This window comes from Desertivirga xinjiangensis (assembly GCF_024436435.1).
GTDB classification, from domain to species: domain Bacteria; phylum Bacteroidota; class Bacteroidia; order Sphingobacteriales; family Sphingobacteriaceae; genus Desertivirga; species Desertivirga xinjiangensis.
Window position 1 is genome coordinate 555061 of record NZ_JAFMZP010000001.1, and the last position, 25226, is coordinate 580286.

At 41.9% G+C, this 25226-nt stretch carries 21 protein-coding genes; all 21 read left to right on the forward strand.

The window, feature by feature from the left end:
- Positions 1-11: 11 nt before the first annotated feature.
- The 21 genes from J3P37_RS02335 (at position 12) to J3P37_RS02435 (ending at position 25118) form a co-directional block, all read left to right on the forward strand.
- A complete protein-coding gene (locus J3P37_RS02335) occupies positions 12-1358 on the forward strand; it encodes a Gfo/Idh/MocA family protein (RefSeq protein WP_256009385.1) in 1347 nt (448 codons plus the stop codon).
- A gap of 45 nt (positions 1359-1403) precedes the next feature.
- Positions 1404-2675 (forward strand): ComEC/Rec2 family competence protein, encoded by a 1272-nt coding sequence (locus J3P37_RS02340; protein ID WP_256009386.1) that lies wholly within the window; start codon positions 1404-1406, stop codon positions 2673-2675.
- Positions 2676-2911: 236 nt separating this feature from the next.
- Entirely contained in the window at positions 2912-3496 is a 585-nt protein-coding gene (locus tag J3P37_RS02345; RefSeq protein WP_256009387.1) for an RNA polymerase sigma-70 factor, read from the forward strand.
- A 122-nt stretch (positions 3497-3618) separates the two neighbouring features.
- Positions 3619-6564, forward strand: a complete 2946-nt coding sequence (locus J3P37_RS02350; protein ID WP_256009388.1) for a PAS domain-containing protein — start codon at positions 3619-3621, stop codon at positions 6562-6564.
- A 98-nt stretch (positions 6565-6662) separates the two neighbouring features.
- On the forward strand, positions 6663-8345 hold the full coding sequence (locus tag J3P37_RS02355) for a sensor histidine kinase (RefSeq protein ID WP_256009389.1): 1683 nt from the start codon (positions 6663-6665) through the stop codon (positions 8343-8345).
- Positions 8312-8566, forward strand: a complete 255-nt coding sequence (locus tag J3P37_RS02360; protein ID WP_256009390.1) for a response regulator — start codon at positions 8312-8314, stop codon at positions 8564-8566. Before J3P37_RS02355 ends, J3P37_RS02360 begins: the two co-directional genes overlap by 34 nt.
- A gap of 453 nt (positions 8567-9019) precedes the next feature.
- Positions 9020-9265: a hypothetical protein gene (locus tag J3P37_RS23230; protein ID WP_500793322.1), complete on the forward strand. Its 246-nt coding sequence runs from the start codon at positions 9020-9022 to the stop codon at positions 9263-9265.
- A 423-nt stretch (positions 9266-9688) separates the two neighbouring features.
- Positions 9689-10762, forward strand: a complete 1074-nt coding sequence (gene serC / locus J3P37_RS02370; RefSeq protein WP_256009391.1) for a 3-phosphoserine/phosphohydroxythreonine transaminase — start codon at positions 9689-9691, stop codon at positions 10760-10762.
- 586 nt (positions 10763-11348) lie between these two features.
- Positions 11349-11831, forward strand: coding sequence for an MSMEG_0572/Sll0783 family nitrogen starvation response protein (locus tag J3P37_RS02375; protein ID WP_256009392.1), 483 nt, complete (start codon positions 11349-11351; stop codon positions 11829-11831).
- A 36-nt stretch (positions 11832-11867) separates the two neighbouring features.
- Positions 11868-12839: a Nit6803 family nitrilase gene (locus J3P37_RS02380; RefSeq protein ID WP_256009393.1), complete on the forward strand. Its 972-nt coding sequence runs from the start codon at positions 11868-11870 to the stop codon at positions 12837-12839.
- Positions 12836-13942, forward strand: coding sequence for an MSMEG_0568 family radical SAM protein (locus tag J3P37_RS02385; RefSeq protein WP_256009394.1), 1107 nt, complete (start codon positions 12836-12838; stop codon positions 13940-13942). The genes J3P37_RS02380 and J3P37_RS02385 overlap by 4 nt, the downstream gene beginning before the upstream one ends.
- Positions 13943-13974: 32 nt before the next feature.
- The gene (locus J3P37_RS02390) at positions 13975-14568 is read left to right on the forward strand and encodes an MSMEG_0567/Sll0786 family nitrogen starvation N-acetyltransferase (protein ID WP_256009395.1); all 594 of its coding nucleotides are present in this window, start codon (positions 13975-13977) and stop codon (positions 14566-14568) included.
- A 51-nt stretch (positions 14569-14619) separates the two neighbouring features.
- Positions 14620-15885: an MSMEG_0569 family flavin-dependent oxidoreductase gene (locus J3P37_RS02395; protein WP_256009396.1), complete on the forward strand. Its 1266-nt coding sequence runs from the start codon at positions 14620-14622 to the stop codon at positions 15883-15885.
- A gap of 28 nt (positions 15886-15913) precedes the next feature.
- Positions 15914-16879 (forward strand): sll0787 family AIR synthase-like protein, encoded by a 966-nt coding sequence (locus J3P37_RS02400; RefSeq protein ID WP_256009397.1) that lies wholly within the window; start codon positions 15914-15916, stop codon positions 16877-16879.
- Complete coding sequence (locus J3P37_RS02405) at positions 16872-17144, forward strand: MSMEG_0570 family nitrogen starvation response protein (RefSeq protein WP_256009398.1); 273 nt, start codon at positions 16872-16874, stop codon at positions 17142-17144. Before J3P37_RS02400 ends, J3P37_RS02405 begins: the two co-directional genes overlap by 8 nt.
- Before the next feature lies 1 nt (position 17145).
- Entirely contained in the window at positions 17146-17556 is a 411-nt protein-coding gene (locus J3P37_RS02410) for a nuclear transport factor 2 family protein (RefSeq protein WP_256009399.1), read from the forward strand.
- A 61-nt stretch (positions 17557-17617) separates the two neighbouring features.
- Positions 17618-18520 carry a helix-turn-helix domain-containing protein gene (locus J3P37_RS02415; RefSeq protein WP_256009400.1) on the forward strand — a complete coding sequence of 301 codons (903 nt, stop codon included), beginning with the start codon at positions 17618-17620 and terminating at the stop codon, positions 18518-18520.
- Positions 18521-20077: 1557 nt separating this feature from the next.
- Entirely contained in the window at positions 20078-20662 is a 585-nt protein-coding gene (locus tag J3P37_RS02420) for an RNA polymerase sigma factor (RefSeq protein WP_256009401.1), read from the forward strand.
- 88 nt (positions 20663-20750) lie between these two features.
- Positions 20751-21689 (forward strand): ABC transporter ATP-binding protein, encoded by a 939-nt coding sequence (locus J3P37_RS02425; RefSeq protein WP_256009402.1) that lies wholly within the window; start codon positions 20751-20753, stop codon positions 21687-21689.
- On the forward strand, positions 21686-23962 hold the full coding sequence (locus J3P37_RS02430) for a Gldg family protein (protein WP_256009403.1): 2277 nt from the start codon (positions 21686-21688) through the stop codon (positions 23960-23962). Before J3P37_RS02425 ends, J3P37_RS02430 begins: the two co-directional genes overlap by 4 nt.
- Before the next feature lie 55 nt (positions 23963-24017).
- Positions 24018-25118, forward strand: a complete 1101-nt coding sequence (locus J3P37_RS02435) for a FecR family protein (RefSeq protein ID WP_256009404.1) — start codon at positions 24018-24020, stop codon at positions 25116-25118.
- Positions 25119-25226 lie beyond the last annotated feature (108 nt).

A 25226-nucleotide genomic window follows, 5' to 3' on the forward strand; every position in this document is an offset into this window, starting at 1 on the left:
GATCATAGAAGATGAACAGAAGAGATTTTGTAAGAAATACTACAGTTGCGGCGGCCGGATTTAGTATTCTGCCTTCAAGCGTGTTATTTGCTAAAGACCGTGGCAAGCTTAGAATTGGAGTTATAGGAGTGGGCGGCCGGGGCAGACAACTGCTTCGAAGCATAACACCGAGGCAAGATTCAGAAGTTATTGCCGTATGCGATACTCAGGAAAGCTCATTAAAGGCCTGCCGGGAACAGTTTGTAAAGGCTGGAAAGAAACTTCCAAAAGAGTACACCGGCAGCGTGGATGCCTATAAAAAACTTCTTGAAAGAAAGGATATCGATGCCGTAATCATAGCTACTCCATGGCAATTTCATCGTGACCAGTCTATTGACGCCATGCGTGCCGGAAAATATGTCGGCTGTGAGGTGATAGCCGGATTAAGCGTTCAGGACCACTGGGATATAGTGAATGTAAGTGAAGAAACGAAAATGCCGTACATGACACTTGAAAATGTTTGCTACCGCCGCGACGTGCTGGCGGTTCTTAACATGGTAAGGCAGAATGTTTTTGGCGAAATAGTACATCTGGAAGGTGGTTATCAGCACGATCTGCGGGGAGTGCTGTTTACAGGAAAAGCCGGAAGTGGCGAGGGTGCTGAGTATGGTGCTGAAGCTTCGGGTGAAGCACAGTGGCGTACTCAATTTAATATTGACAGGAACGGAGATATTTATCCTACCCATGGTGTTGGCCCCCTGATGAACTATATTAGCATTAACCGCGGAAACAGGTTCACTAACCTGGTTTCTTTTGCTTCAAAGTCAAGGGGATTAAATGCTTACGTAGAAAAGGTTTCTCCCGGGCATCCTAATGCTAAGATCAATTTCAAAAATGGTGACATTGTCACTACCATGATCAATTGCGCAAACGGCGAAACGGTAACTTTAACACACGACACGCATCTTCCGCGCCCGTATTCACTTGGTTTTAGGGTGCAGGGTACCGAAGGTATCTGGATGGATGTGGCTGAATCTATTTATGTAGAGGGTAAATCTAAGACCTATGACGTATGGGACCCTGCAAAAGAATGGCTGGAAAAGTATGATCACCCTTTATGGAAGAAACATGAGAACGACGCTTTAGGTGCGGGACATGGCGGTATGGACTGGTTTGTGCTTAACGCTTTTATTGAAGCGGCAAAGCAAAAGAAACAGACCCCGATCGATGTGTATGATTCCATGACCATGAATGTGATCCTGCCCCTGTCAGAAAAGTCGATACTGGAAGGAAATAGCCCCCAGGATGTTCCTGATTTTACCAGAGGGAAATGGAGCAAGAGGAAAAATATTTTCGCTCTGGATGACAGTGGTTTATAAATAAAGTCAATATAAGTATGCCTTTCCCTTTTCACAGAGTATATTATGGCCAAGTCTATTTACAATCTTTTTCTGATAGGTATCACCCTGATAATCTTACCTGCCAAAAGCGTTGCGCAAACTGCTGATACTTTACTTCGCTGGAAAGAGGGGTATCTTGATATTCACCATTTCCATACCGGGCGTGGAAATGCCGCTTTTTTCATTTTTCCGGATGGCACAACCATGCTTGTCGACGCTGGGGAAATCGGGGAAAGCTTTGGTCCTGGACAAACACTTCACATTTCGCCGGCTTATCCTAACGATTCCCTGAGTGCCGGCGAATGGGTAGCTGCTTATATCCGGCAACTGATGCCAGAGGGGCGGAAGCCTGCTATCGATTATGCATTGATCACTCATTTTCATGCAGACCATTACGGCAATGTCACAAGCACTTCAAAATGGTCGCCTTCTGGAAAATACCGATTATCTGGCATCACCGCAGTGGCTGAAAAGATTCCAGTGAAAAATCTCATAGACAGAGGTTTCCCCCTTTATGGTTTTCCTACTGACCTGAGAAAGCATTACGGCAGTGACAGTACTTTTTTTAATTATCTTTCCTTTGTTGAACATTCCACTCGGCAGGGAATGAAAGCCGATACCTTAAAGGTTGGGGCAACAGACCAGATAAAATTACTGAGAAAGTCAAGGAATTACCCAACTTTTAAAGTAAGGGGCATTAAATCGGGCGGATCATTGTGGGAAAGTAAAACAGACAAAACATACCAGTTACTCAAAGTTGAAGATATATTTCGCCAGGGCTGGTTTAATGAGAACCCGCTTAGTTTAGCTCTTAAGATAAGTTACGGAAAGTTCGATTATTTTACCGGGGGAGATAATACCGGTCTGGATAATTACGAAACTCCTCCCTGGTTTGACGTTGAAACACCAATGGCTGCATCTGTGGGTAAAGTGGAAGCCACTACATTTAATCATCACGGTAACCGGGATGCGATGAATGAAAATTTCTTGAGAGGTCTGTCTGCAAAGGTTCTGATCCAGCAAACCTGGTGCTCAGATCATCCCGGTCAGGAGCTTGCGCACCGCTTGGGCTCAAAAAGCATTTATCCCGGCAATCGCGATGTCTTTGCCACATATATTCATCCTGAAACCAAAGTTACCTATGGCTCCTGGTTCGTTAATGCTTATAAAAGTATGGAAGGGCATGTATTATTAAGGGTATTGCCCGGAGGCGATCAGTTCCGGGTCATCATTGCTGACACAGTAAACGGACAGTTGAAGATTAAGAACGGTTTTGGGCCGTATACCTCTGAGTAGATTGAACATGAACCGCAAATGCACTTAGTTACCACGGAGAACACGGAGAATTTACAAGACACAGAGTAATAGTAATATCTTCCGTATCTCCGGTGGCTTCCCTGCGCTGTTCTGTGGCTAGCCAAAAAAAATCCAATTCTCTTTGAATCTATCTATAAAATATTAAATTTGTGTGCGGGCACTTTCAGTGAGTTGTTACCCATACGATATCATAGATAGCAAAAAGCCAATAACTTATGAAAAGTTTTTTTAGTGCTGAACGAACTTTAGAGAAGGGAAATAAAACTGTTTCATCATTAGCCTTTGAACAGCTGTTCTTAAGTTATTATGATCGCCTTGTTTATTTTGCCTGGCAGTTTATACACGACAAAGAAACAGCCAGAGATATCGTTCAGGAAGCTTTTGTAAATTATTGGAAGTCGTTCGAATTTGACGCTCCTCCAGAAGTGCAGGGAAGAAATTTCCTTTATCTTACCGTAAAAAATGCCTGCCTGAAAATTATTCGCCACGACAAGGTGGTAGATAAACACAGGCAGATCCTTGATCCTGACCCCACCGAAGAAAGCTGTACGATAAATAAGATCATCAGGGCGGAAGTAAGCGGTGAAATATATCGCGCAATTGAAACTTTACCGGCTAGCTGTCGTCGTATTTCAAGAATGTGCTATCTGGAAGGTATGAAGAACCAGGAAATCGCCGACGAGCTGGGCATCTCAGTCAACACCGTAAAAACACAAAAACAACGGGCGCTTCAATTATTACGACTGCGCCTTAACCCCGAGATCTTCATTTTGCTGATGTTGTACTTTACAAATGATTAATAACTAGGTAAACGAAACATTCTCTCCTTCCGGTACAGTTACGACGTTACAATTTGTAACATTTTTGAGAAACTTGTGCATTCTTTTCATATACCTTACATTTGCGGGTTGAAGTTAACGCAATGAATCTACCTGGGCAATCATTAAATACCAGCCAGATACTGGATATATTAAATTTGTCAAAATTTCCGACAGCTATTTATACCAGCGAGGCTTTTATCATCGAAGAAGCCAACGAAGCAATGCTGGCTCTATGGAAAAAAGACAAAAGCGTGATCGGTTTGCCATTAAAGGATGTGGTACCGGAATTCGTACATCAACCATTTACAGATCAGCTTGAAAAGGTCTGGCAATCGGGACAAGCCTTGTGTTTGAACGAAGTGCCGGTATATACCGCAGGAAAGTCAGTCAGCATTCGCTATTATGTTGTAGATTTTCAGCCTGTTAAGGACAATTCCGGCGAAGTGTTTGGCATATTACACACTGCAACAGAGGTTTTAAGGAAAGGCACGAATGGCCGGGACCACCACTCTGCTGACAATGCGTCGTTAGTTGATCCGAGTCTCAACGCATTTTTCTCCGCAAAAAACAGTACAGAGGAATCTCAGCATGATAGAGTGCGGCGGTTTTTTATGCAAGCCCCTGCCGGTATCTGTATTTTAGACGGTCCCGACTTTGTATTCGAGCTCGTGAATCCCTTATATCAACAGTTCTTTCCAGGCAGAGATCTTATGGGTAAGCCTATTTTAGAAGCGCTTCCAGAACTCACAGGTAAGCCCGTATGGGATATCCTGCAGCGTGTTTATAAGACTGGAGAAACATTTGAAGGGAAGGAACTGCACGTTCCTCTAGCATATACAGTAGAAGGCAAGGTTGCCGACCGGTACTTTGACTTTATTTATCAGGCCAGGTTTGATGCACAGGATAATATTGACGGTATCCTGGTTTTTGTGATTGAAGTAACAGATAATGTATTAAACAGGCAAACAGTAGAAGAGAAAGAATCGAGTCTTCGTAGTCTGGTGATGGCCTCTCATTACGGTCTGATGATTTTAAAGGGGAAAGAAATGCGCATTGAAATTGTGAATCAGCAAATTGCGAATCTCTGGCAAAAAACTCTTCAGGATATCACTGGTAAAACATTACTCGAGGTGCTTCCGGAATTGAAGGATCAACCTTTTCCTGCCTTATTGACTAACGTTTACCAAACGGGTAATGGATATGGCCAGGAAGAAGAAGTTCTTTACATCGAAACTGAAGAGGGTACAGTGAAAAAATATGTCAGTTTCTATTACGACCCTACCAGGGATGTTAATGGCAATGTTACAGGGGTTGTAGTTGCATGTGAGGACGTTACCGAGAGAGTTAAATCAAGGGTGATGCTTCAGGATAGCTACGAGGAGCAACAAACCCTGAACGAAGAGCTTTCTTCAACCAATGAAGAACTTGCCGCTGTAAATGAAGAGATGTCGGCCACTTATGAGGAGTTGCTTGGAACGCAAGCGGACCTGGAGAAAATGGTTAATTTCTTCGAGCGGAGTGAAAATAAGCTTCGAGCCATGGTTGAAAGTGCCCCTTTTCCAATCGGAGTCTATGAGGGAAGGGAAATGCGTATTGCGCTGGCTAACCGTTCTATGATGGATGTCTGGGGTAAGGGCTATGATTTGGCAGGCAGGCTTTATTCTGAAATCTTGCCAGAACTGGAAAATCAGGAAATATTTGGGCAGCTGGATGCGGTGTATTCAACGGGCATTCCCTTCCATGCACGCAATCAACAGGTCGATCTTGTGGTAGATGGAAAATTAAAGACATTTTATTTCAATTACAGCTTTACTCCTCTGTATGACCTGCAAGGCAATATTTACGGGGTAATGAATACTGCTGCCGATGTAACGGATCTTAATCTCGCTAAACAGCAAATACAGCAAAATGAGCGAAACCTGCACAATATGATCTTACAGGCTCCTGTGGCAATGTGTATTTTGCTGGGGCCTGAACACATCATTACTGTAGCTAATTCCCGTATTATCGAAATTTGGGGTAAGCCAGCTGAAGAAGTGATCAATAAACCGGTTTTTGAAGCTTTGCCCGATGCCAGGGCGCAAGGCCTCGAACAGCTGATGTCAGATGTTTATTATAAGGGAAAAACGTTCCATGCTGCGGAGATGCCCGTCAATCTTATCCGGAACGGCGTTCCCGATACTGTTTACCAGAATTTTGTTTATCAGCCATACAAGGATTCAGATGGCTCAATTTTAGGTATAATTGCTATTACGATAGATGTCACAGAACAGGTCCTTGCAAGAAAAAGAATCGAAGAAAATGAAGCGCAGTTATTAGAAACCAAAAAGCGACTGGAACAGGAGCTGGAAGCCGGGAAAAAGATTCAGCGACAAAAGGATGGCTTTATCGGTATTGCAAGTCACGAGCTTAAAACCCCTTTGACTTCTCTAACGGCAATTATTCAGGTGGCCAGCTTAAAACTAAAAAACAGCAATGATGAATTCCTGGTCGGTGCAATGGAAAAAGCTCAGGCACAGGTAAAGAGAATGCGCAGCATGATCAATGGTTTTCTTAATATTTCCAGGCTTGAATCAGGGAATATTGTGATCGAGCGGCACCAGTTCGATATGAAAGAGCTTATCCTGGAGGTTATTGAGGAGCTTAAGCTGACTGCTGGCTCACACCAAATTCATCTCACGCCGTGTACTTCAATAACAATTAATGGCGATCAGGATAAAATAAATTCGGTTGTATCTAATTTGCTCAACAACGCCATAAAATATTCTCCCAATGGAAAACAGGTTACCGTAACTTGCGAACTGGAAGACGGAAAGGTTAAGGTGAGTGTTCGCGATGAGGGCATAGGTGTTAAGCCGGAAGATCAGGCTAAAATATTTGATCGCTATTACCGGATCGAGAGAGATGATACCCGCCACATTTCAGGGTTTGGTATAGGTCTTTATTTGAGCGCCGAAATTGTTAGAAGACATGATGGGCAAATTTGGGTGGAAAGTGAAAGTGGTAAAGGAAGTACATTTTGTTTTACTTTACCGTTGTCTGCGTGAGAGTATGAAATAGGACGTATATTGACCTTCAGAAGGAGGCTTTTTTGGATGGTCTGGAGAGGTTTGAAACATAGGGCTTCCCGATTCGTATAAATCAGATGATGTCTTATAAACAGAAGGCTTTCTTTTGCTTTATTCTTTCAGCTGTGATGATCCTTCTCGTTGCTTTTATATCGTATATAGCAATTGTAGAGCTTAAGTCGTCATCAGACCGGGTTGACCATACCCATCATGTTATTCAGAAAACCCTCGCTATTTCATCAAAACTGAGTCAGGTATATCAAGCGGCTTTTCTCAATAACGAAAGCAGGTTGCACCAGCGGCGGGATTCCGGTAAGCTGGTTGCTGCTGTAAAGGACGATGTCAATCATCTAATCTTAGTTGCTAAAGATAAGTCCTCGAACCTTCAGGAGATCGAACTTCTTCAACGATGTGTGTGCGAATTTCTAAGTTTGGCGGAAGCAAATATCGTTGAAAAGACGGATAATACGATTTACATGGCTAGTGCCTCCTTAGATCAGTGTAATTCCCAAATCCATAAGATTGTTGCCGATGAACATCAGTATTTGATCAGCAGAAAGTTTGTCAGCCGAAAAAACGAATTGAAAATCCAGTACCTGATCATAGCAAGTACGGTTCTCGGGATTGTGTGCCTTTCTTTGCTGTTTTACTTTATTTACAAGGTCTTCCGTGCAAAGTCACTAGCAAATCAGCAGTTGCAGCTCAGTGAGCGTATTTTTTCTATCTCGTTTACGAATACGGGCGTAGGTATGGCCATGGTATCCACGGAGGGAGACTGGCTGGATGTCAATCCTGCATTGTGTGATATGTTGGGCTACTCGAAGGAAGAACTTATTAAACTTACTTTTCAGGACCTTTCTCACCCGGATGACCTGAAACTGGATCTGCACTATCTAGAGATGACCCTTGCGGGAACTATAGATAAATACGCTATTGAAAAGCGGTATCTCAGTAAGCACGGGCATTATATTCATGCCCGTCTCCATGTTTCCCTGGTAAGAGAAAACGGGGTCCCGGTGTTTTTTATTTCACAGATTCATGATATATCCTCCCAAAAACATGCCACGGAGGAATTGATCCGGGCGAAGGAGGAAGCTGAACAAGCAACTATTGCTAAGACAAACTTTCTTTCCACCATGAGCCATGAAATCCGTACTCCAATGAATGCGGTTATCAATTTTACTCATCTCTTACTTCAGAATGCAAGGGAAGACCAATTGGAATATTTGAAAATGCTCAAATTTTCAGGCGAGAACCTTTTGGTGCTGATCAACGATATTTTAGATTATAATAAAATCGAGTCTGGAAAAATTGAGTTTGAGAGCATTGATTTTGACCTTCCCGAACTGCTGGAAAACATCAAGGGTGGGTTATTATTAGAAGCTGAAAATAAAGGAATTTCACTAGGTCTCTCTATCGACAACAAGCTGCCTCATATGGTTCAGGGCGATCCGGTAAGGCTTACACAGATTTTAACGAACCTAGTCAGTAACGCGGTTAAATTTACACATAAAGGCAGCGTAACCCTCACTTCTAAACTAGTGGAAGCATCTTCTTTTGGTCTTACCATTAATTTTGAAGTTGTGGATACGGGTATAGGAATTGACAAGGATAAACATCATTTTATTTTTGAGTCGTTTACACAGGCAAGTTCAGAAACCACCAGAAAGTTTGGAGGTACAGGACTAGGACTGGCTATAACTAAGCGGCTTTTAGAATTGCAGAAATGGTTCAAAAAAAACCTTACCGGCTGGTATTGATGGATCTTCAGATGCCAGAAATGGATGGATACACTGCTAGTATGGAAATCAGGAAATTGCCGGACGTAAGATACCAGCGGCTTCCAATCATTGCTTTGACAGCAGCCGTGATGTCTGAGGTGAAAGATGAAATGATCCTGGCCGGAATGAATGATTTTTTGGCCAAGCCTTTTAATCCGGATGAGCTGTACTCAAAAATATGTCATTATAATAACTTGTAATTAGTATTGGTGACGACAAAGATGTCCGTTCTAAATCTCCTTTATTATATTTTATTTTCCTGAACATTGTTATATCTTTGCGCCTCTGCTCCCGTAGTTCAATGGATAGAATTATGGTTTCCGGTTCTTTTAGTTTCTAATTTCAATTGCCTCGTTTTCAAAGGCTTTCTAAATTCTAGCTTTTTCCTGTAAAACAGTTGTAAAACAATCAGTGTTTCTTTATGCTCCAGGAAAACAACTACAAGAACTTCCAAAGTAGCGGAAGCAAAAGCAAGATTAGTATCCAATCAATCTACCTATACCGCCGCCAAAGCAACCTACGACCGGGTAGTTGAAGCAGCAAAAACCCCTGGTGCTATTTCCAACGACGCTCTGGATCAAATTACTGCAAAGAAGAATTCAGACTATGCCCAATACCAAGCGGCAAAGGCAGTATATGAAGAAGTAAAAGCGATGGAGCAGTATCTTCAACTAAGAGCTCCGTTTGATGGAATTGTCACCATTCGAAATGTTGATCCGGGAGCATATGTTGGCCCAGCAGGAAAAGGATCTGAACAGCCCTTGATCACCCTTCAGGAACAAAGAAGATTAAGATTAAAAGTTTCTATTCCTGAAGCAAATCTTCCGTTTATCAATGCCGGTCAGCCCGTAACTTTCATGGTCAGAAGTATGCCTCAAAAGCTTTATAATGGAAAATAGCAAGAAGCAGGTGCTCTAGACTTGCGTTTAAGATCTGAACAAATAGAAATTGATATTCCAAATTCAAGTAAGGAGTTACTTCCGGGAATGATTGCAGAAGCTCATATCCCCCCTTACCGGCGAGAAAGCAAATATAATTGTCCCAAGAACGGCTCTTGTTAATTCAGATGAAGGCTTATATTTAATCAAGGTGGTTGATAATAAAGCACAAAAGGTATTTGTGAGGAAAGGCGTGAACTAGAAATGAAGGTGGAGGTTTTCAGTAACTTACAGGCTGGAGACGCTATTATATCCAAACTCAATATGCAAATTCAGGAAGGTGATAAAATTAAGTAAGTTCTAATATCTCTAAAAAACACCATTAATCCCATGTTTTGTACAAGCGCTGGCATGGCATTCAACTTTATCTTTTAATAAAAAAACATGAGGTTACATAATTTCGCAGCGGGGTCGGCAATCTTACCAGGAGAAGTATTTACGGAATCAGCACAAGCTGTCCAGAATTTTAACGATATGGGACTTTCTATTCTAGAAATTTCCCACCGCTCGCCGAAATTTGAGAAGGTGATCCACGAGGCAGAATCACTGCTTCGTGAATTGCTTTCCGTACCTCAAGGATACTCAATTCTGTTCATGGGCGGCGGCGCTAGCCTGCAATTCACCCTGATCCCTCTTAGTCTTCTTCCCATTGGAGGGGCTGCTGCTTTTGGGGAATCAGGTATATGGGCAAAAAAGGCAATAGAGCAAGCTCTTCATTATGGTCACGTAGATGTTGTTGCCACAGGTAAAGACACAAAATTTACTGCTGTTCCAACTGATCATGCAGTTCCTGCTAATGCCAGTTACCTTCATATCACGACGAACAATATAATTTTTGTGGCACACAATCTAAAGTTCTTCCTGATAACTAATGTACCGATAGTGGCTGATATGTCTTCTGACATTTTAAGCTATGAAATTGATGTAGCAAAATATGGATTGATATATGCAGGAGCTCAAAAGAACATCAGGCCTGCAGGGGTAACAGTAGTCATAGTGAAAGATGATCTTTTAGGCAAAACGAATAGAGTAATCCCAGCGATGCTTGATTATAAGGAACATATTAAAGCTGGCTCCTTATATAATACTCCTCCGGTTTTTGACATTTACGTCTTGATGCTAACTCTTGCCTGGCTTCAAAAGCTGGGCGGAGTGAAGGAAGTTGAAAAGCTAAATAAAAAGAAAGCAGAAATACTTTATGAGCAGATTGACAGTAATCCACTTTTTTATGGGCCTGTTTCTCCAGAATCCAGGTCAGAAATGAATGTCGTATTTAGAATGAACGATGAAAGTCTTGAGCCCGCATTTCTGTCGTTTGCAAAGGAAAGAGGAATAATCGGAATAAATGGGCATCGAAGTGTTGGGGGATTTCAAGCTTCTATTTATAATGCAATGCCTATTGAATCTGTCGCTGTTTTGACTCAGGCAATGAAAGACTTTACGGATGAGATAGGTTAGAAGAATTTTATGGTTGATGTTTCCCTAAGGGAGTAGAGTTTTCTGCTCCCTTTTTTGTTAAATCTCTTTTTTCTTACATCCACACGCCTATACCGTTTATCGAAATCTCAATAGTACGGCTAACTCTTTACACCGGCAAAAGTTGTTGCTATCAGTACAATTCGCATTGCTAGATCAATCTGTATTGTTCGTTATTAATGTAATTCCCTACAACGGAACAGTTTCAGCTCCACAAATAGAACAATCCGCCTTAATTTACTCATTTTCCTTCAATTTACCACACTATTTTAAAAAAAAACAAACCTTCACAGAAGGTTTAAGGTCGAATCAATAGTAAAATAGCGGCAAAAAGAAAAACACACTGGATTCGTGCCGTTTTAAAATAGATAAACCGAAAAAAAGAACTCAATTTTTATAAAAAACAGTCATTATAATATCAAACAATAAAATATTAGCATGTTTTATAGAAAAACATCCATTAAATTCACTAAAATATCCACATATTGATGTTTTTTTAATATAAAATGGAGCTATTTTTACAATAAGCAAATGAAATAAATCATTTGATGAAAAAATAAAAGCAATTATGCCAAAAGTAGAACTATCATCTAATCAAAAAGGAGATTTTTTTGTTGATTTTGAAGAAAAAGTATTCGAAGATGTAAAAGCAGAGCCGGGGCAAAAGGCCTTGATCACTTTTCATACCGTTGCCTTCGAAGGATCCATTGGTTTGGTTAATATTCTTACAGCTACTCGTCTTCTTCGTAAAGGTTTTGAAACTTCTATTCTTCTTTACGGACCAGGTGTAACGTTAGGTGTTCAAAGAGGATTTCCAAAGATTGGCGATGAAGCATTTCCTGGTCATATGGCTTACTCAGACCGTCTTACTAAATTCATTGCTGAAGGTGGTAAAGTTTATGCATGCCGTTTTGCTCTTCAAGCACTCTACGGTATGGGAGAACCTAATCTTTTGCCAGGCATCACCCCAATAAGTCCGCTTGATGTCCTTGACATTCAATTGAGTCACCGGAAAGAGAAATCATTCATTTTCGATACCTGGACATTGTAATTTTCACTCAGATCCTTCATCCTTTTATCCTTTAAAATGGCCTCTAAAGCAATCATTAAAGCAGCTGCTGCACAGCTAAAACCTGTATTGAACGATGGGCTGGGAACAACCAGCAAAATTTGTGATATGATTCGTGCAAGTGCAGCAGAAGGTGCAGATATAATTGTCTTCCCCGAAACCTGCGTTCCTAACTACCCATACTTTTCGTTTATACAACCGCCGGTTCTTCAGGGTGCTGATCACCTAAAGCTCTATGAGGAATCTGTAGTAATCCCTGGGCCTTTAACCGACCTCGTTTCGGCAGCTGCACGGGAAAGTGAGATGGTGGTGGTATTAGGAGTTAACGAGCGCGATCATGGCACACTTTACAATGCGCAACTCATTTTCGACGTTAACGGCGAAATAGTATTGAAACGCAGAAAAATCACCCCTACCTACCATGAGCGAATGATTTGGGGCCAGGGAGACGGTAGCGGACTAAAAGCTGTCGACACAGGAATTGCCCGCATTGGTGCTTTGGCTTGCTGGGAACATTATAATCCTTTAGCCAGGTATGCCTTGATGGCTGATCATGAAGAAATCCATTGCAGTCAATTCCCGGGGTCTTTGGTAGGGCAAATATTCGCTGACCAGATGGAAGTGACCATGCGTCATCACGCCCTAGAAAGTGGCTGTTTCGTAATTAATGCAACCGGCTGGTTAGATGATGAGCAGATTAAAAGCATCACCGCAGATGACAAGCTTCAAAAAGCTCTTCGAGGAGGGTGCAATACAATGATCATCTCGCCCGAAGGCAAACATTTAGTTGCTCCATTAACGGAGGGTGAGGGAATTATCTATGCTGAGCTGGATATGAAGCTTATTGACAAAAGGAAGAGGATGATGGATTCCGTAGGGCATTATTCCCGCCCCGAACTCCTGTCGATCAATATCGATAAAACGGGATACAAGCATGCAAGTATTACAGATTCAAGTTTAATTATTCCTGAAAAGTTGGAGGAAATATGACAACAGCAGCGCTATTAACAGAATTACAGGCTTTCGGTCTTCGTCTCGATACTTCCTCAACAGATGTTGGAAGAAAAGGAGGTGCCGGGCCTACGGATCACCGGGCGATTCGTGTTGGAGATACTACTATCATGGTTCCGGTTCATAATTTCGCTTCTGTCCACTCACCATATCGTTCAGAAAAACCCGACGATCTTGGAGTAGCCAGGATCTTTAAGAATGATGAATTTGTTGGGGAGGTTTTATTTCCCAAGCAGGCCAGATTTTATGGTCAAAGTACGTCCGATGGTGTTCCCTTCTGGAAAATAGCGCAGCTGCATAGTCATAATGTACTTGCAACTACCGTTCTGCAAAATTGTGTTAGGTATGGCGACAAATCGACCTCATGTCAGTTTTGTGCAATTGGAGAATCCTTAAAAAGTAACAAAACCATCTCCTATAAAAGACCTTTTCAGTTGGCAGAAGTTGCAAAAGCGGCAGTAGAACTGGATGGAGTGGAACAATTCGTTATTACCACCGGAACACCATCAACTCCTGATCGTGGCGCAAAAGTGCTTTACGAAAGTGTGAAAGCAATTAAGGCAAGTGTCAACATTCCTATCCAGGTACAATGCGAACCACCGGATGATTTCTCCTGGTTCCAAAAATTGAAGGATGTTGGGACAGAAGCTATCGGAATGCATCTGGAAGCAGCCGATGAAGAAGTGCGCAAACGAATTATGCCAGGCAAGGCAGAAGTGCCTGTAAGCTACTATATGCAGGCGTTTAAGGCGGCAGTAGAAGTGTTCGGAAGAGGTCAGGTGTCCACCTACCTTTTAGCCGGACTGGGAGACACGGAAGAGACGCTGATTAATATCAGCAAAGAGCTCGTAGCTATTGGAGTGTATCCATTCATCGTACCCTTTGTCCCGGTAAAAGGTACACCTTTAGAAAATTACCGCACCCCCGACAAGAACTTCATGCAAAGGGTGCTTTCACAGGTTGGAGAGATTATTACTGAAGGAAACATTACTTCTGATAAAATGAAGGCAGGCTGTGGAAAGTGCGGAGCGTGTTCTACTCTTAAATCTTTCGAAAAGAAAGCTGTTCATCAGGCTGCATAAGATATTGTTCACACTAATTAAATCCTGTTTTTATGATCATAGAGAGTCCGCAGCCGTACAAGGCTAATTATATCACCTTTGATTTTGCCAGAGAGAAATGGCAGTTAAACCAGTATTGGGAGCTTCGTACAAAAATCTTTTGCCAGGAACAGCAAATTTTTTCCGAATCAGACAAGGATGAAATTGACGATAAGGCCTTACCCATAATTGCAGAATGCAGTTATGGCGGGCAGTTGGATCAGGTTGTGGGTGTGGTAAGAATAGATGAACGGGAACCAGGAATATGGTGGGGAAGCAGACTGGGAGTAGCTGAGCAATACCGGCAAATGTCCCGCTTTAACACTTTTGGCCTATTTAACACCTCCCACCCCGTACATCCTTTTACGATGAACCTTGGCGGAGCATTAATCTACAAAGCTGTATCTACGGCACTCGCTTTCGGATGCCAGGAGTTCTACGCCTACGTACAGGAACAAAATGTAAATTTCTTTTCCCGAATGCATTGGAAAAGCCTGGGAACTGAGGACCTTTTCGGCCGCACCCACCATTTCATGCGATGCGAACTGGACTTTTACGCTCCTTCACAGCCATCCATATTTCAATTAAATATCAGAAAAGCGGCTTAAAGCTGCGGTAATAAATCATTAGCAGCTATCTGTCTGCATAAGTATCAAGAGATGAAAACAAACTACGAAATAATTATAGTTGGCGGTGGCCAGGCGGGACTGTCAATGAGTTACCTCCTCAAAGAAAAAGGCATTGATCATGTCATTTTTGAAAAAAAAAGAATTGCTGATTCATGGAGAAGCTTCCGCTGGGATACCTTTAGTTTGGTTACTCCTAACTGGCAATGTAATCTTCCTGGCTATTCCTATACAGGTAAAGACCCCTATGGTTTTATGGTTAAAGACGAAATCGTAGAATTTCTGGAAGGTTATGTAAAAAGCTTTGATCCGCCTGTTGAAGAAGATATAGAGGTATTATCTGTAGTTAGGGACGAGCTTCAGGATGCCTTTATAGTAAAAACATCAAAAGGAGTGTTTACCTGCAAGCAAGCGGTAATATGTGTCGGAAACTTCCATTCTGCTCCGCTTCCGAAAGTGGCAAATAAATTCCCAAAGCATATTGCACAAGTTCATTCTGCGCATTATAAAAACCCTGCATCTCTTCCTGAAGGAGAGGTGTTAATTGTAGGGACGGGACAGTCAGGAGCCCAAATAGCAGAAGACCTTCATATTGCAGGTAGAAAAGTGCATCTGTGCGTAGGAAACGCTCCTCGATGCGCTCGACTCTACCGCGGAAAAGATGTTGTAGAATGGCTGGATATGATGAAGTATTACCACTTACCAGTAGACAAACATCCTGAAGGTGAAGGTGTTCGCGAGAAGACAAATCATTACGTGACCGGCCGGGATGGCGGGCGGGAAATTGACCTCCGCAAATTTGCACTGGAGGGAATGAAATTATATGGAGTTCTAACGGATATAGAGGCAGGTCAATTACAATTTGCTCCTGATTTGAAAAAGAACCTGGACTACGCTGATCAGGTCTCTGAGAATATTAAGAGGAAGATAGATAAATACATTGCTGAAAATGGTATCGTAGCTCCTGTTGAGCCGGGCTATGTTCCGGTTTGGGAACCTAAAGAAGAACCTGGAAGTCTTGCTATCTCGGATACCAATATTACCTCGGTGATCTGGTGTATCGGTTTCGGCTTCGACTATTCCTGGATTAAACTTCCGGTGTTTAACGAAAGAGGTCTTCCAGTACATGAGCGAGGAATCACCTCTCAGCTAGGTCTGTATTTCCTGGGATTAACTTGGCAACACACATGGGGCTCTGCAAGATTTTCAGGGGTGGGGAAAGATGCAGAACACCTGCTGGAGGCAATCGAAAAGCAGCGTGAACCTAGTGTAGGAAATAGCGTAGATCTGGCGGTTTGATTTGTACCCCTAATAATTTTCTGATTATATGTTGAGAGCTATAATAGATAAAGTACTGTCAACGCAAAGCGTCAGGGATAAAGTAGCTATAGCTAATACACATTCAGCTCTTGGTAACCAGGTGAACTATCAGGATCCGCTGAGTATGATGCAGCACACCATCGGGATAGGTGATGATTGTGCTGCTATCCCCGACGGCACAGGAGGCTTCCTTTTATTTGCGACCGAAGGCATTATTTCTGCTTTTGTGGAAGCTTCTCCCTGGTTTGCCGGATATTCTTCGGTAATGGTAAATATTAATGACGTATGTTCAATGGGTGGTCTTCCCTTAGCTGTAACCGATGTTCTTTGGCTGAAAGATGAGGAGGCGGGAAAGGAAATTTGGGAAGGTATGAAGGCTGCCTCAGACGCTTATGGCGTTCCTATAGTAGGCGGTCACACCTGTTACCGCTCTGAAAAAAGCCAGCTGGCTGTATCGATACTTGGAAAGGCGTCAAAGTTATTGCAGGACACAGCCGCCAAACCCGGTCAAATACTGATGATGGCAGTAGATCTTAAAGGAGATTATTATGGCGACTATCCCTTCTGGAATGCCTCTACCATGGCCGATCCTGCTTATCTAAAAGGAATCATGCGATTGATGTATGAGCTGCGGGAAAGGGATTGGTCTGAAGCGGCAAAGGACATTAGTATGGGAGGTATTATCGGTACGCTGGCTATGTTCCTTCAAAATTCTTCAGCAGGGGCTAGTGTAAATTTGGAAGCTATCCCTTGTCCTACCGGAATTGAATGGGAAAAGTGGCTTATCAGTTTCCCAAGCTTCGGTTATCTTTTTACCTGTAGTAAGGAAAACTGCGGCGCGATTGAGGCTCATTTCCAATCTGCCGCCATTTCCTGCAAACCTATAGGTGAAATCAATGATTCAAGACATATCAGCATCATTAATAATAAAGAACAAGTAGACATTAATTTAAATTTTGCATATTATGCCTGAAGTATATCTTAAAGTAGAATGGCCTGGGAATAAGCAGGATGAGATCTATTCTCCTTCGACGGTAATTACACAGTATTTTGAAAGAGGCATGGAATTGACTGTAGCTCAGTTTGAATTGAAAGTTTCAGAAGCGCTCGGGAAAGCAAGTCAGCGAGTTTACGAACGTTACGGCTACGAGTGTACGTCAGCAATCGGAGAGCTAAACAGGATTAAACGCATAACATCCGGTATTAACGACAAGAACGCAACTATTAAAATTTTATGAAATGACAGAAAGACCTCCTTTGCCACCTTTTAATTTCGAAACAGCCACTTTAAAAGTACAAATGGCGGAAGATGCCTGGAATTCAAAAGATCCGGCAAGAGTATCACTCGCATATACAGAAGATACTGAATGGCGCAATCGCTCTCAATTTGTTAACGGAAGGGAAGAAGTGGTGGCTTTTCTCACAGAAAAGTGGAAAAAGGAACGGGGTTATAAATTGAAGAAGGAGCTATGGTCTTTTACAGGAAACAGGATTGCCGTACGTTTCGAATATGAGTATCATGACGAGACTGGGCAGTGGTTCCGGGCTTATGGTAACGAAAACTGGGAGTTTAATGAGCAGGGTCTAATGCAGAAGAGATTTGCAAGTATAAACGACTTGCCCATCGAAGAAAGCGAAAGGCGCCTGTAAATACGGCTTTTGCTTAAATGTCTGATATAAATTGTTAGAGCTAAAAAATAAGGGCTAATGCATGATTAAAAAAGATATTCCAGTTTATACTATAGATAAGTTATCTCAGTCTAATCAAAAAGATATTCAGGTAAGCCGGTTTGCTCCTTATCTTGCAGTACATAAGAACCTGCACCTGGCCCATCGGCATTCTTTTTATCACCTTATCCTCTTTATCGAGGGAGGAGGAACACATGAAATTGACTTTGAAACTTTCCCCGTTAAGCCTTTTCAAATTTATTTTATGATACCAGGGCAGGTGCATAGCTGGAGCTTCGAAAACTTCGTAGACGGTTATGTGGTAAATTTTTCAGAACAGTTCTTCCAGTCTTTTTTATCCAAGCCTGACTATCTGGAGCAGTTTCCATTTTTTAATGGAATAATCTCGGAATCAGTTATTGAACTCCCTGTAGATATTCAGCCGCAAATTCAATATTACTTTGAGGAATTGATTAGGGAAAGTGAGAGTGGATCGCCCTATACTTTAGATATGGTTCGCTCTATCCTCATCCAGTTATTTATTTCCGTTTCCCGGCTTACTTATGACGAGCAGCGCCAGCGTGCAACCAATCATAATTACAAACTCCTTCGTAACTTTCAGAAACTTATCGAGGAAAATTATTTCAATCTAAGACTACCAAAGGATTACGCAGAACTTCTATATATATCTCCAAACCACCTGAATTCTCTCTGCCGCGATCTTATTGGACTGCAGGCGGGCGATGTTATTAGAAACCGGATTGTTCTGGAAGCAAAAAGACTACTGGTTAATCTGGACCTTACAGTAGCAGAAATAGCCTATAAGCTTAATTTCGATGACAACTCCTACTTTACTAAATTCTTCAAGAAACAGGCTGGATTAACACCAGACGAGTTCAGGAAGGAAGCAGTTAAACAAACTCAGAAGAAGGTTTGGCTCAAATAATAAGGACGGCTGATGTTACTGTAACGTTGGCTAAAACTATCAAAGAATGGCCTTACTCCTGTCTTAAAATTTTTGAGGCAGAATGCCCTCTGTCGGATTTGCAGATACGACAGAAGCATCTATTAATTGCTGCCAACTTAGCTCGTATATTGGGGGGTGGGAAACCTCTTGTTCCTCAAGGTTTGCCTCTAATTCTCTCTGCTGGTAGTTATTTCAAAAAATGAAAAAGGCTGTAAATAAGAAGTTTATAGGTCTTCTGCGTTTACGAAGAAAGACAGCTTATTCAATATTTTTCTTAAAAAAAGGTGAGCGTTTCAATGAGCAATATTTAATTTTAAAAATGCCCACCTAATTTGGTGTAAATTTGAGGGTTCAATAGGTTAGATGGTTTGATATCTTGATTTTCTCGGGCTGCAATGCGACATTTATTAATCTTAATAAGTGCATGAAAACGAATTGCAGTATGCTTTCTTGTTTCAAAAAAAGAAGTAGTTACAAAAGTGGCCAAGTCTTAATCTATCTGAGGATTACAATTGATGGTTGGGTGCAGAGTACTGTAGGATCTGATGTGACTGAGAGTCATGATTATCTTTCGGCTGCTAAAGAACCTCATGTTAAAGTTGTTTTCCTCCAGAGCCGTAAGAATAGCTAAATAAAGGCTCATATAGATCCTTTGAAGCCTGGTGTCATTGATGCACGCTTAATCGCGCGTGAATTTTTTCTTGTTGCTTAACCATTTTTATCTTTAATATTAATACCTATATGCCATCGTTTAAAAGCTTTTATTTCATCCCTTGAGGAATAAATAACTCCTCCAATTTTTGCGTATATGAGCGTGCCAGCAATCCTTGAAATGCGCTATGTTGCGGGAAATCTTTAGCAAAGTCCCACTTCCTTGCTCTTAGCCTGCATGATCCATTGAACTGTTTTCTTGACTATGTTGTCTTATAATTCCAATAGTTCGAGTTTGAATAATTCAAGGTGTTTTTTAGTTAGTATTTCGTTTGCTTCCATTGATTAAAGTTTCTTGATCACTAAAAAAGGAAGACCAGAGACCTTCTTTAGTTTTTTTCTGGTAGGCACCTCAAGATTTTGTTAAAAGAAATTAAGATATGGTAGTAGCGATTCCGTGCTTAATTATTGTCGAAAAATTAGGTTTCGGACTATAAGACCGAGTTGGCACTTAAATAAAGGCAAGCTACTAACAAATGTGTAATAAGAAGGCCTTGCAATTATTGGAACACTTAGTTTACAATTGATGTAGCTAAAGCCCTAGTTGAAAGTATAGGAATTATGTCGTTTAACATGCTATGTAAAATTCTTTAAAGATGAGTAACTTCTCCGTGCTCTTACTTCCTTTGTTAAAACAGTAACAAGAAGTCAAATTAAGTGAGTAGGGTTAATGTTGGCCGGCTCGGTATTTCGAGGAGGTTAGTATGCAGATTTACGAATTAATCAATTTATCTAAGATATCCATAATAATTTGTTAAGATTATTTTAATATTTGAAAAGTTTTCATACTTTAGTTTTAGTACTTCCTTCTTTTTAATATAGCTTTTGGCAGACTATAAAGTATATTCTGATGCTGACCTTACCGTGCTACTTAAAGCAGGCGACAGGCGGGCTTTTGCGGAGATTTACAATCGTTATAAGTTGATATTGCACAATCACGCCTGGAATAAAACACGTGATACCGTAGAAGCGCAGGATGCCATCCAGGAGGTTTTTTCAAATCTTTGGACCAAAAGAGAAGTGCTAGAAATAGGTAGTAACTTGTCGGGTTATCTTTACCGTGCGGTACGGAACCACATACTCAACCTCTTTGCAAGGAAACAATTGAAGGAGAAGTATATACAATCAATACAGCAATACACACAGCAGCGCGCGAATGTTACCGACCACAGGGTGCGCGAATCAATGCTGCGAGAGCTGATTGAAAAGGAAATATCCCAACTCCCTCCCAAGATGCGCGAGGTTTTCATATTAAGCCGCAGGCATCACCTCAGTCATAAAGAAATTGCTGAAATAATGGGTACAACCGAGCAGACAGTAAAGAAGCAGGTAGCCAATGCCCTGAAACACTTGCGAACTAAGCTTGGCCTTGTGTTATACCTGTATCTGCTTTGGACACTCAAACAATAAGCAACTCCCTGCTTAAATATTTTTTTAATTCGCAATACTCCCAGTCCTTTGCTGCATTGTCTTACAGTTAAATCACTGTTTAGATAAGTTGGAAAATAGCATCTTAAGGGCATCGCACCTGTCTCACAAATACAGTCGCGACTGGGCAATCAGGGATATCAATCTGGAAATAAATAAAGTCGGAGTTTTAGGTTTGCTTGGCTCAAACGGAGCAGGTAAATCAACTACCATGAACATTCTGTGTGGGGTGCTTAGTCAAACTGAAGGCAAGGTTTATATTGATGGAATCGACTTGAGAAAGCATCCGGAAGAAGCGAAAACCCGTATAGGTTTCTTACCGCAAAATGCTCCGTTGCACCTCGACCTTACCGTTGGAGAATACCTTACTTATTGCGCTTACCTGCGTAGCATAAGTAAGCGAAACATTAAAGACGCAGTTAATGCTGCAATGGAAAAGTGCGGACTGTCCCATTTCAAATCGAGGGTGATAAATAACCTAAGCGGTGGCTATAGGCAACGGGTTGGGATTGCACAGAGCATTATTCATCAACCCAAGCTGGTGGTGCTTGATGAACCCACAAACGGGCTCGATCCAAACCAGATCCTGGAAGTCCGGAAACTTATAAAGGAAATAGCGACCGAGAGGGCCGTGATATTCTCATCACACATACTTTCTGAAGTTCAGGCAACCTGCGACGAGGTACGTATGATAGAGGGTGGACGCATGGTGTTTGCTGATACTATGACGGCATTTAATAACTACATACTGCCCAACTCACTACTGGTGTATATGGAAAACCCGCCTCCAATGGAAACATTGGCATCGATAAATGGCATTACGTCAATTGAACAGCTGGCCGATGGCGGTATACGTATGCATTTCGACACCAGTACAAAGGTATCTTCAACAATTATTGAAATGGCAGTAAGCAACAATTGGCGACTCACGGAAATAATGCTCGAAAAGAGCAGCCTCGACGAAATCTTTGCTCAATTATCTAATTATACCGCACAATCCTTAACATGATAAAAATATTAAAAATAGCCAGGCTTGAACTTAGTATACTCTTTTATTCGCCTGTGGCCTGGCTTGTGCTTGTCGTTTTTATGGTGCAGGCGGGGACTGGGTTTTTTGGGATGCTGAGCAGTTTCCAGGAGCTTTTCATGATGGGCGAAAAGGTCGACAATTTAACACGCATGCTTTTTCCTGGCATTAACGGATTATTTGATAAGGTTCTGCAAACCCTTTACCTGTACATTCCGCTCCTAACCATGGGCCTGGTAAGCCGCGAACTTAGCAGCGGGTCGATAAAACTTCTGCTGTCATCGCCAGTAAAAATAACGGAGATAATACTTGGTAAGTATCTGGCCATGTTATATTACGTCTTGATGTTAATTGGCGTTTTAGGCATTTTTAGTTTACTTGGAGTCATCATTATCAAAAATGCCGATACAGGTCTGTTGCTGTCGGGATTATTAGCACTGTTCCTGCTTACGGCCACTTATGCTGCTATAGGGCTGTTTATGTCGAGCCTCACGCAATTCCAGGTAGTGGCGGCTATAAGTACGCTTGCTGTATTTGCTGCGTTGAAGTTTGTTGGCGGTATAGGGCAAGGCGTTGATTTTGTGCGTGATATCACCTATTTCCTTTCGATATCAGGTCGCACTGAAAGTATGCTAAATGGTCTGATCTCTTCACGCGATGTATTGTATTATTTATTGCTTATCACCTTGTTCTTGGAGCTTACTATTTTATCCCTTAAGGCTGGGCGGGAAGCTTGGTCTTTACGCGTTCGCATTGCAAGGTATACCGCTTTAATAGCCCTTATACTTTTGTGTGGGTACCTTAGTTCAAGGCCTGGCAATATTCTCTACCGGGACGTTACATCCCTAAAGGCTGAAACCTTAACAGAGGCCAGTCAAGCTGTGGCAAAGGAAATAAATGGACCATTGCAAATAACCACCTATGTAAATCTACTCGATCAACATGTGTACTCGGGCCTTCCTGTTTCAAGGAATACAGACCTGGCTCGCTTCGAAAGCTTTCGCAGGTTCATTCCCGATATACAAATGGACTATGTTTACTATTACGATGCTACCGACCTGGCCAATAATCCAAACATGATTTACCAGGGGGATATAAAAGGCCTTACCATAAAGCAGGTTGCGGAAAAGGTGGCCGGAAACATACAGGTTAACCTGAATAGTTTTTTAACGCCCGGGCAGATAAGGAAAAAAATCGACCTTAAGCCAGAAGACAACACTTTTGTGCGGCAACTGAGTTATCAGGGCAGGAACAGTTTCTTAAGGCTTTATAATGAAAATAATCAGTTTCCTGAAGAAGCCGAAATAACTGCAGCAATAAAGAAACTGGTATCTCCCTCACAAAAAGTAACTTTTATATATGGAGACAACGAGCGAAGTATTAACGTAAAGGCCGATAGAAGTTACCGATTGTTCGCTAATGACCGTAAAACGCGTAAGTCACTTATAAACCAGGGTTTTGATGTTTTGCCCGCGAATTTAAACAAGGATGACGTCCCGGCAGGAACCACTGTACTGGTGTTGGCAGATCCTGCAAAGCAGCTGACTGCGAAAGCAATTGAACGAATACAACAATACCTAAGTGGGGGTGGCGATATGTTGATAACGGCAGAACCCGGGCATCGCGATATCATAAATCCTTTGCTTAAGCACTTAGGAGTGAGCCTTGCAGAGGGAATGATGGTAAGTGCAGATAAAAGAAGTACACCTGAACTTATTCAGGCTAGATTTAAAAGGAAAGAGATTCCTTACTTTCAGCAGATGACTCGTCCAAATGCCAGCGTAGCAATGCCGACGGCAGCTATGCTTGAAGTATCTAAAACTGAATTTAAAGTTGACACATTAGTTCAGAGTGAGCCGGGCGGCTGGAATAAAAAACAGGGCTTCGACCCATCGTCGGCAACGGTTACTTATTCGCGGCAGCAGGGGGATGATAAAGGTAGCAAACCACTCATGGTGGCCCTTACTCGAGCTCGTGGCAACCATCAACAAAAAATACTGGTAAGTGGTGATGCCGATTTTATGAGCGACAATCTAGTGGGCTCAGCCTACAACTTTACATTTATAAATAGCATATTTAGGTGGTACAGTAAAGGACTATTCCCTGTTGATGTAAGTCGCCCACCAGCACTTGACGATGCATTGTTGGTTAATCGCCCCCAATTATCAATTTACCGTGTGGCCAACTTATGGGGAATACCGCTTCTAATAATTATTGCAGGAGCTGTACTTTTAATAAGCAGAAAAAGAAAATAAAAAAACGGATACCTCCTGCATAGGTAATTAATTGTCTTACGTATATATCAAGGTTATGAGTGAACTGAACGATCAGGAAATCAAACGCATACTGGAAAATTACCGACTTGGAACGGCAACAGATGAGGAAAAGGCATTGCTGGAGTCGTGGTATCTAACCTATACAGAAGAAGGTACTGATGATCCCGAACTGGCCGAGCGCTTTGCCGCCGTTGATAACGTTTGGATGAAGCTCGAAAACGAATACCGCCCGGTTAAAAAAATGTGGAAGTGGACATCTTTTGCCGCAGCTGCTCTTATCGTGCTGGTTGCTGGCAGTTACTTTTTATGGCGACCACAACCGGTTAGCGTAAGTGAACTTGCTAAGACATCCAAGGATATAGCTCCGGGATACAATAAGGCTACGTTAACCATTGATGGTGTGGGTATATTATCCCTCGATTCATCAAGTGCAGGCATTGTGGTAAAGTCGACTTCAGTTATTTACGATAACAACAGAACAGTAAAAGGTACTGATGCTTTGATCAAAAATCCGGGCATGCTAACCTTAACTACACCTAAGGGCGGTACTTATAAACTAGCCTTGCCCGATGGTTCTGTAGTATGGCTTAATGCGGCCTCGAAGCTTGTATTTTCATCGGTTTTCCATAAACAGAAACAGCGAGTGGTTGAGCTGGAAGGAGAAGGGTATTTCGAGGTTGCGAAAAATAAACAGCAACCCTTTATTGTAAAAAGTAAAGGCCAGCAGGTTGAAGTATTAGGCACTCATTTCAATATAAACAGTTATTCGGATGAGCCATTAACCAAAACTACCTTACTTGAGGGCAGCATTCGTATTAGCAATAAGATATTAAAACCCGGAGAGCAGGCACAAAATACAGGGAAAAGCCTCGTTGTGCATGAGGTTGACACGGCAGGTGTGGTAGGCTGGAAAAATAATTACATTGTTTTTGAAGATGAAAGCATACAAGGCGTTATGCGAAAAATAAGCCGCTGGTACGATGTCGATATTACTTACGAGGGGGAGTTGCCTGTGGATGACTTCGGCGGCCGGATAAACAGACAGGCCTATGTATCCCAGGTGCTTAGAAAATTGGAGTTAACAAATAAGGTGCACTTTAAAGTTGCAGGAAGGAGGATAATCGTAACGAAATAAACTATACCTACTCTTCGATATGCCTTAATAAAAAGGCCAGTAGTGGTTGCAACACAACTGGCCAATGTCAGGCATGGTCAATAAAATTCCTGTTTGTATCAACTTTTT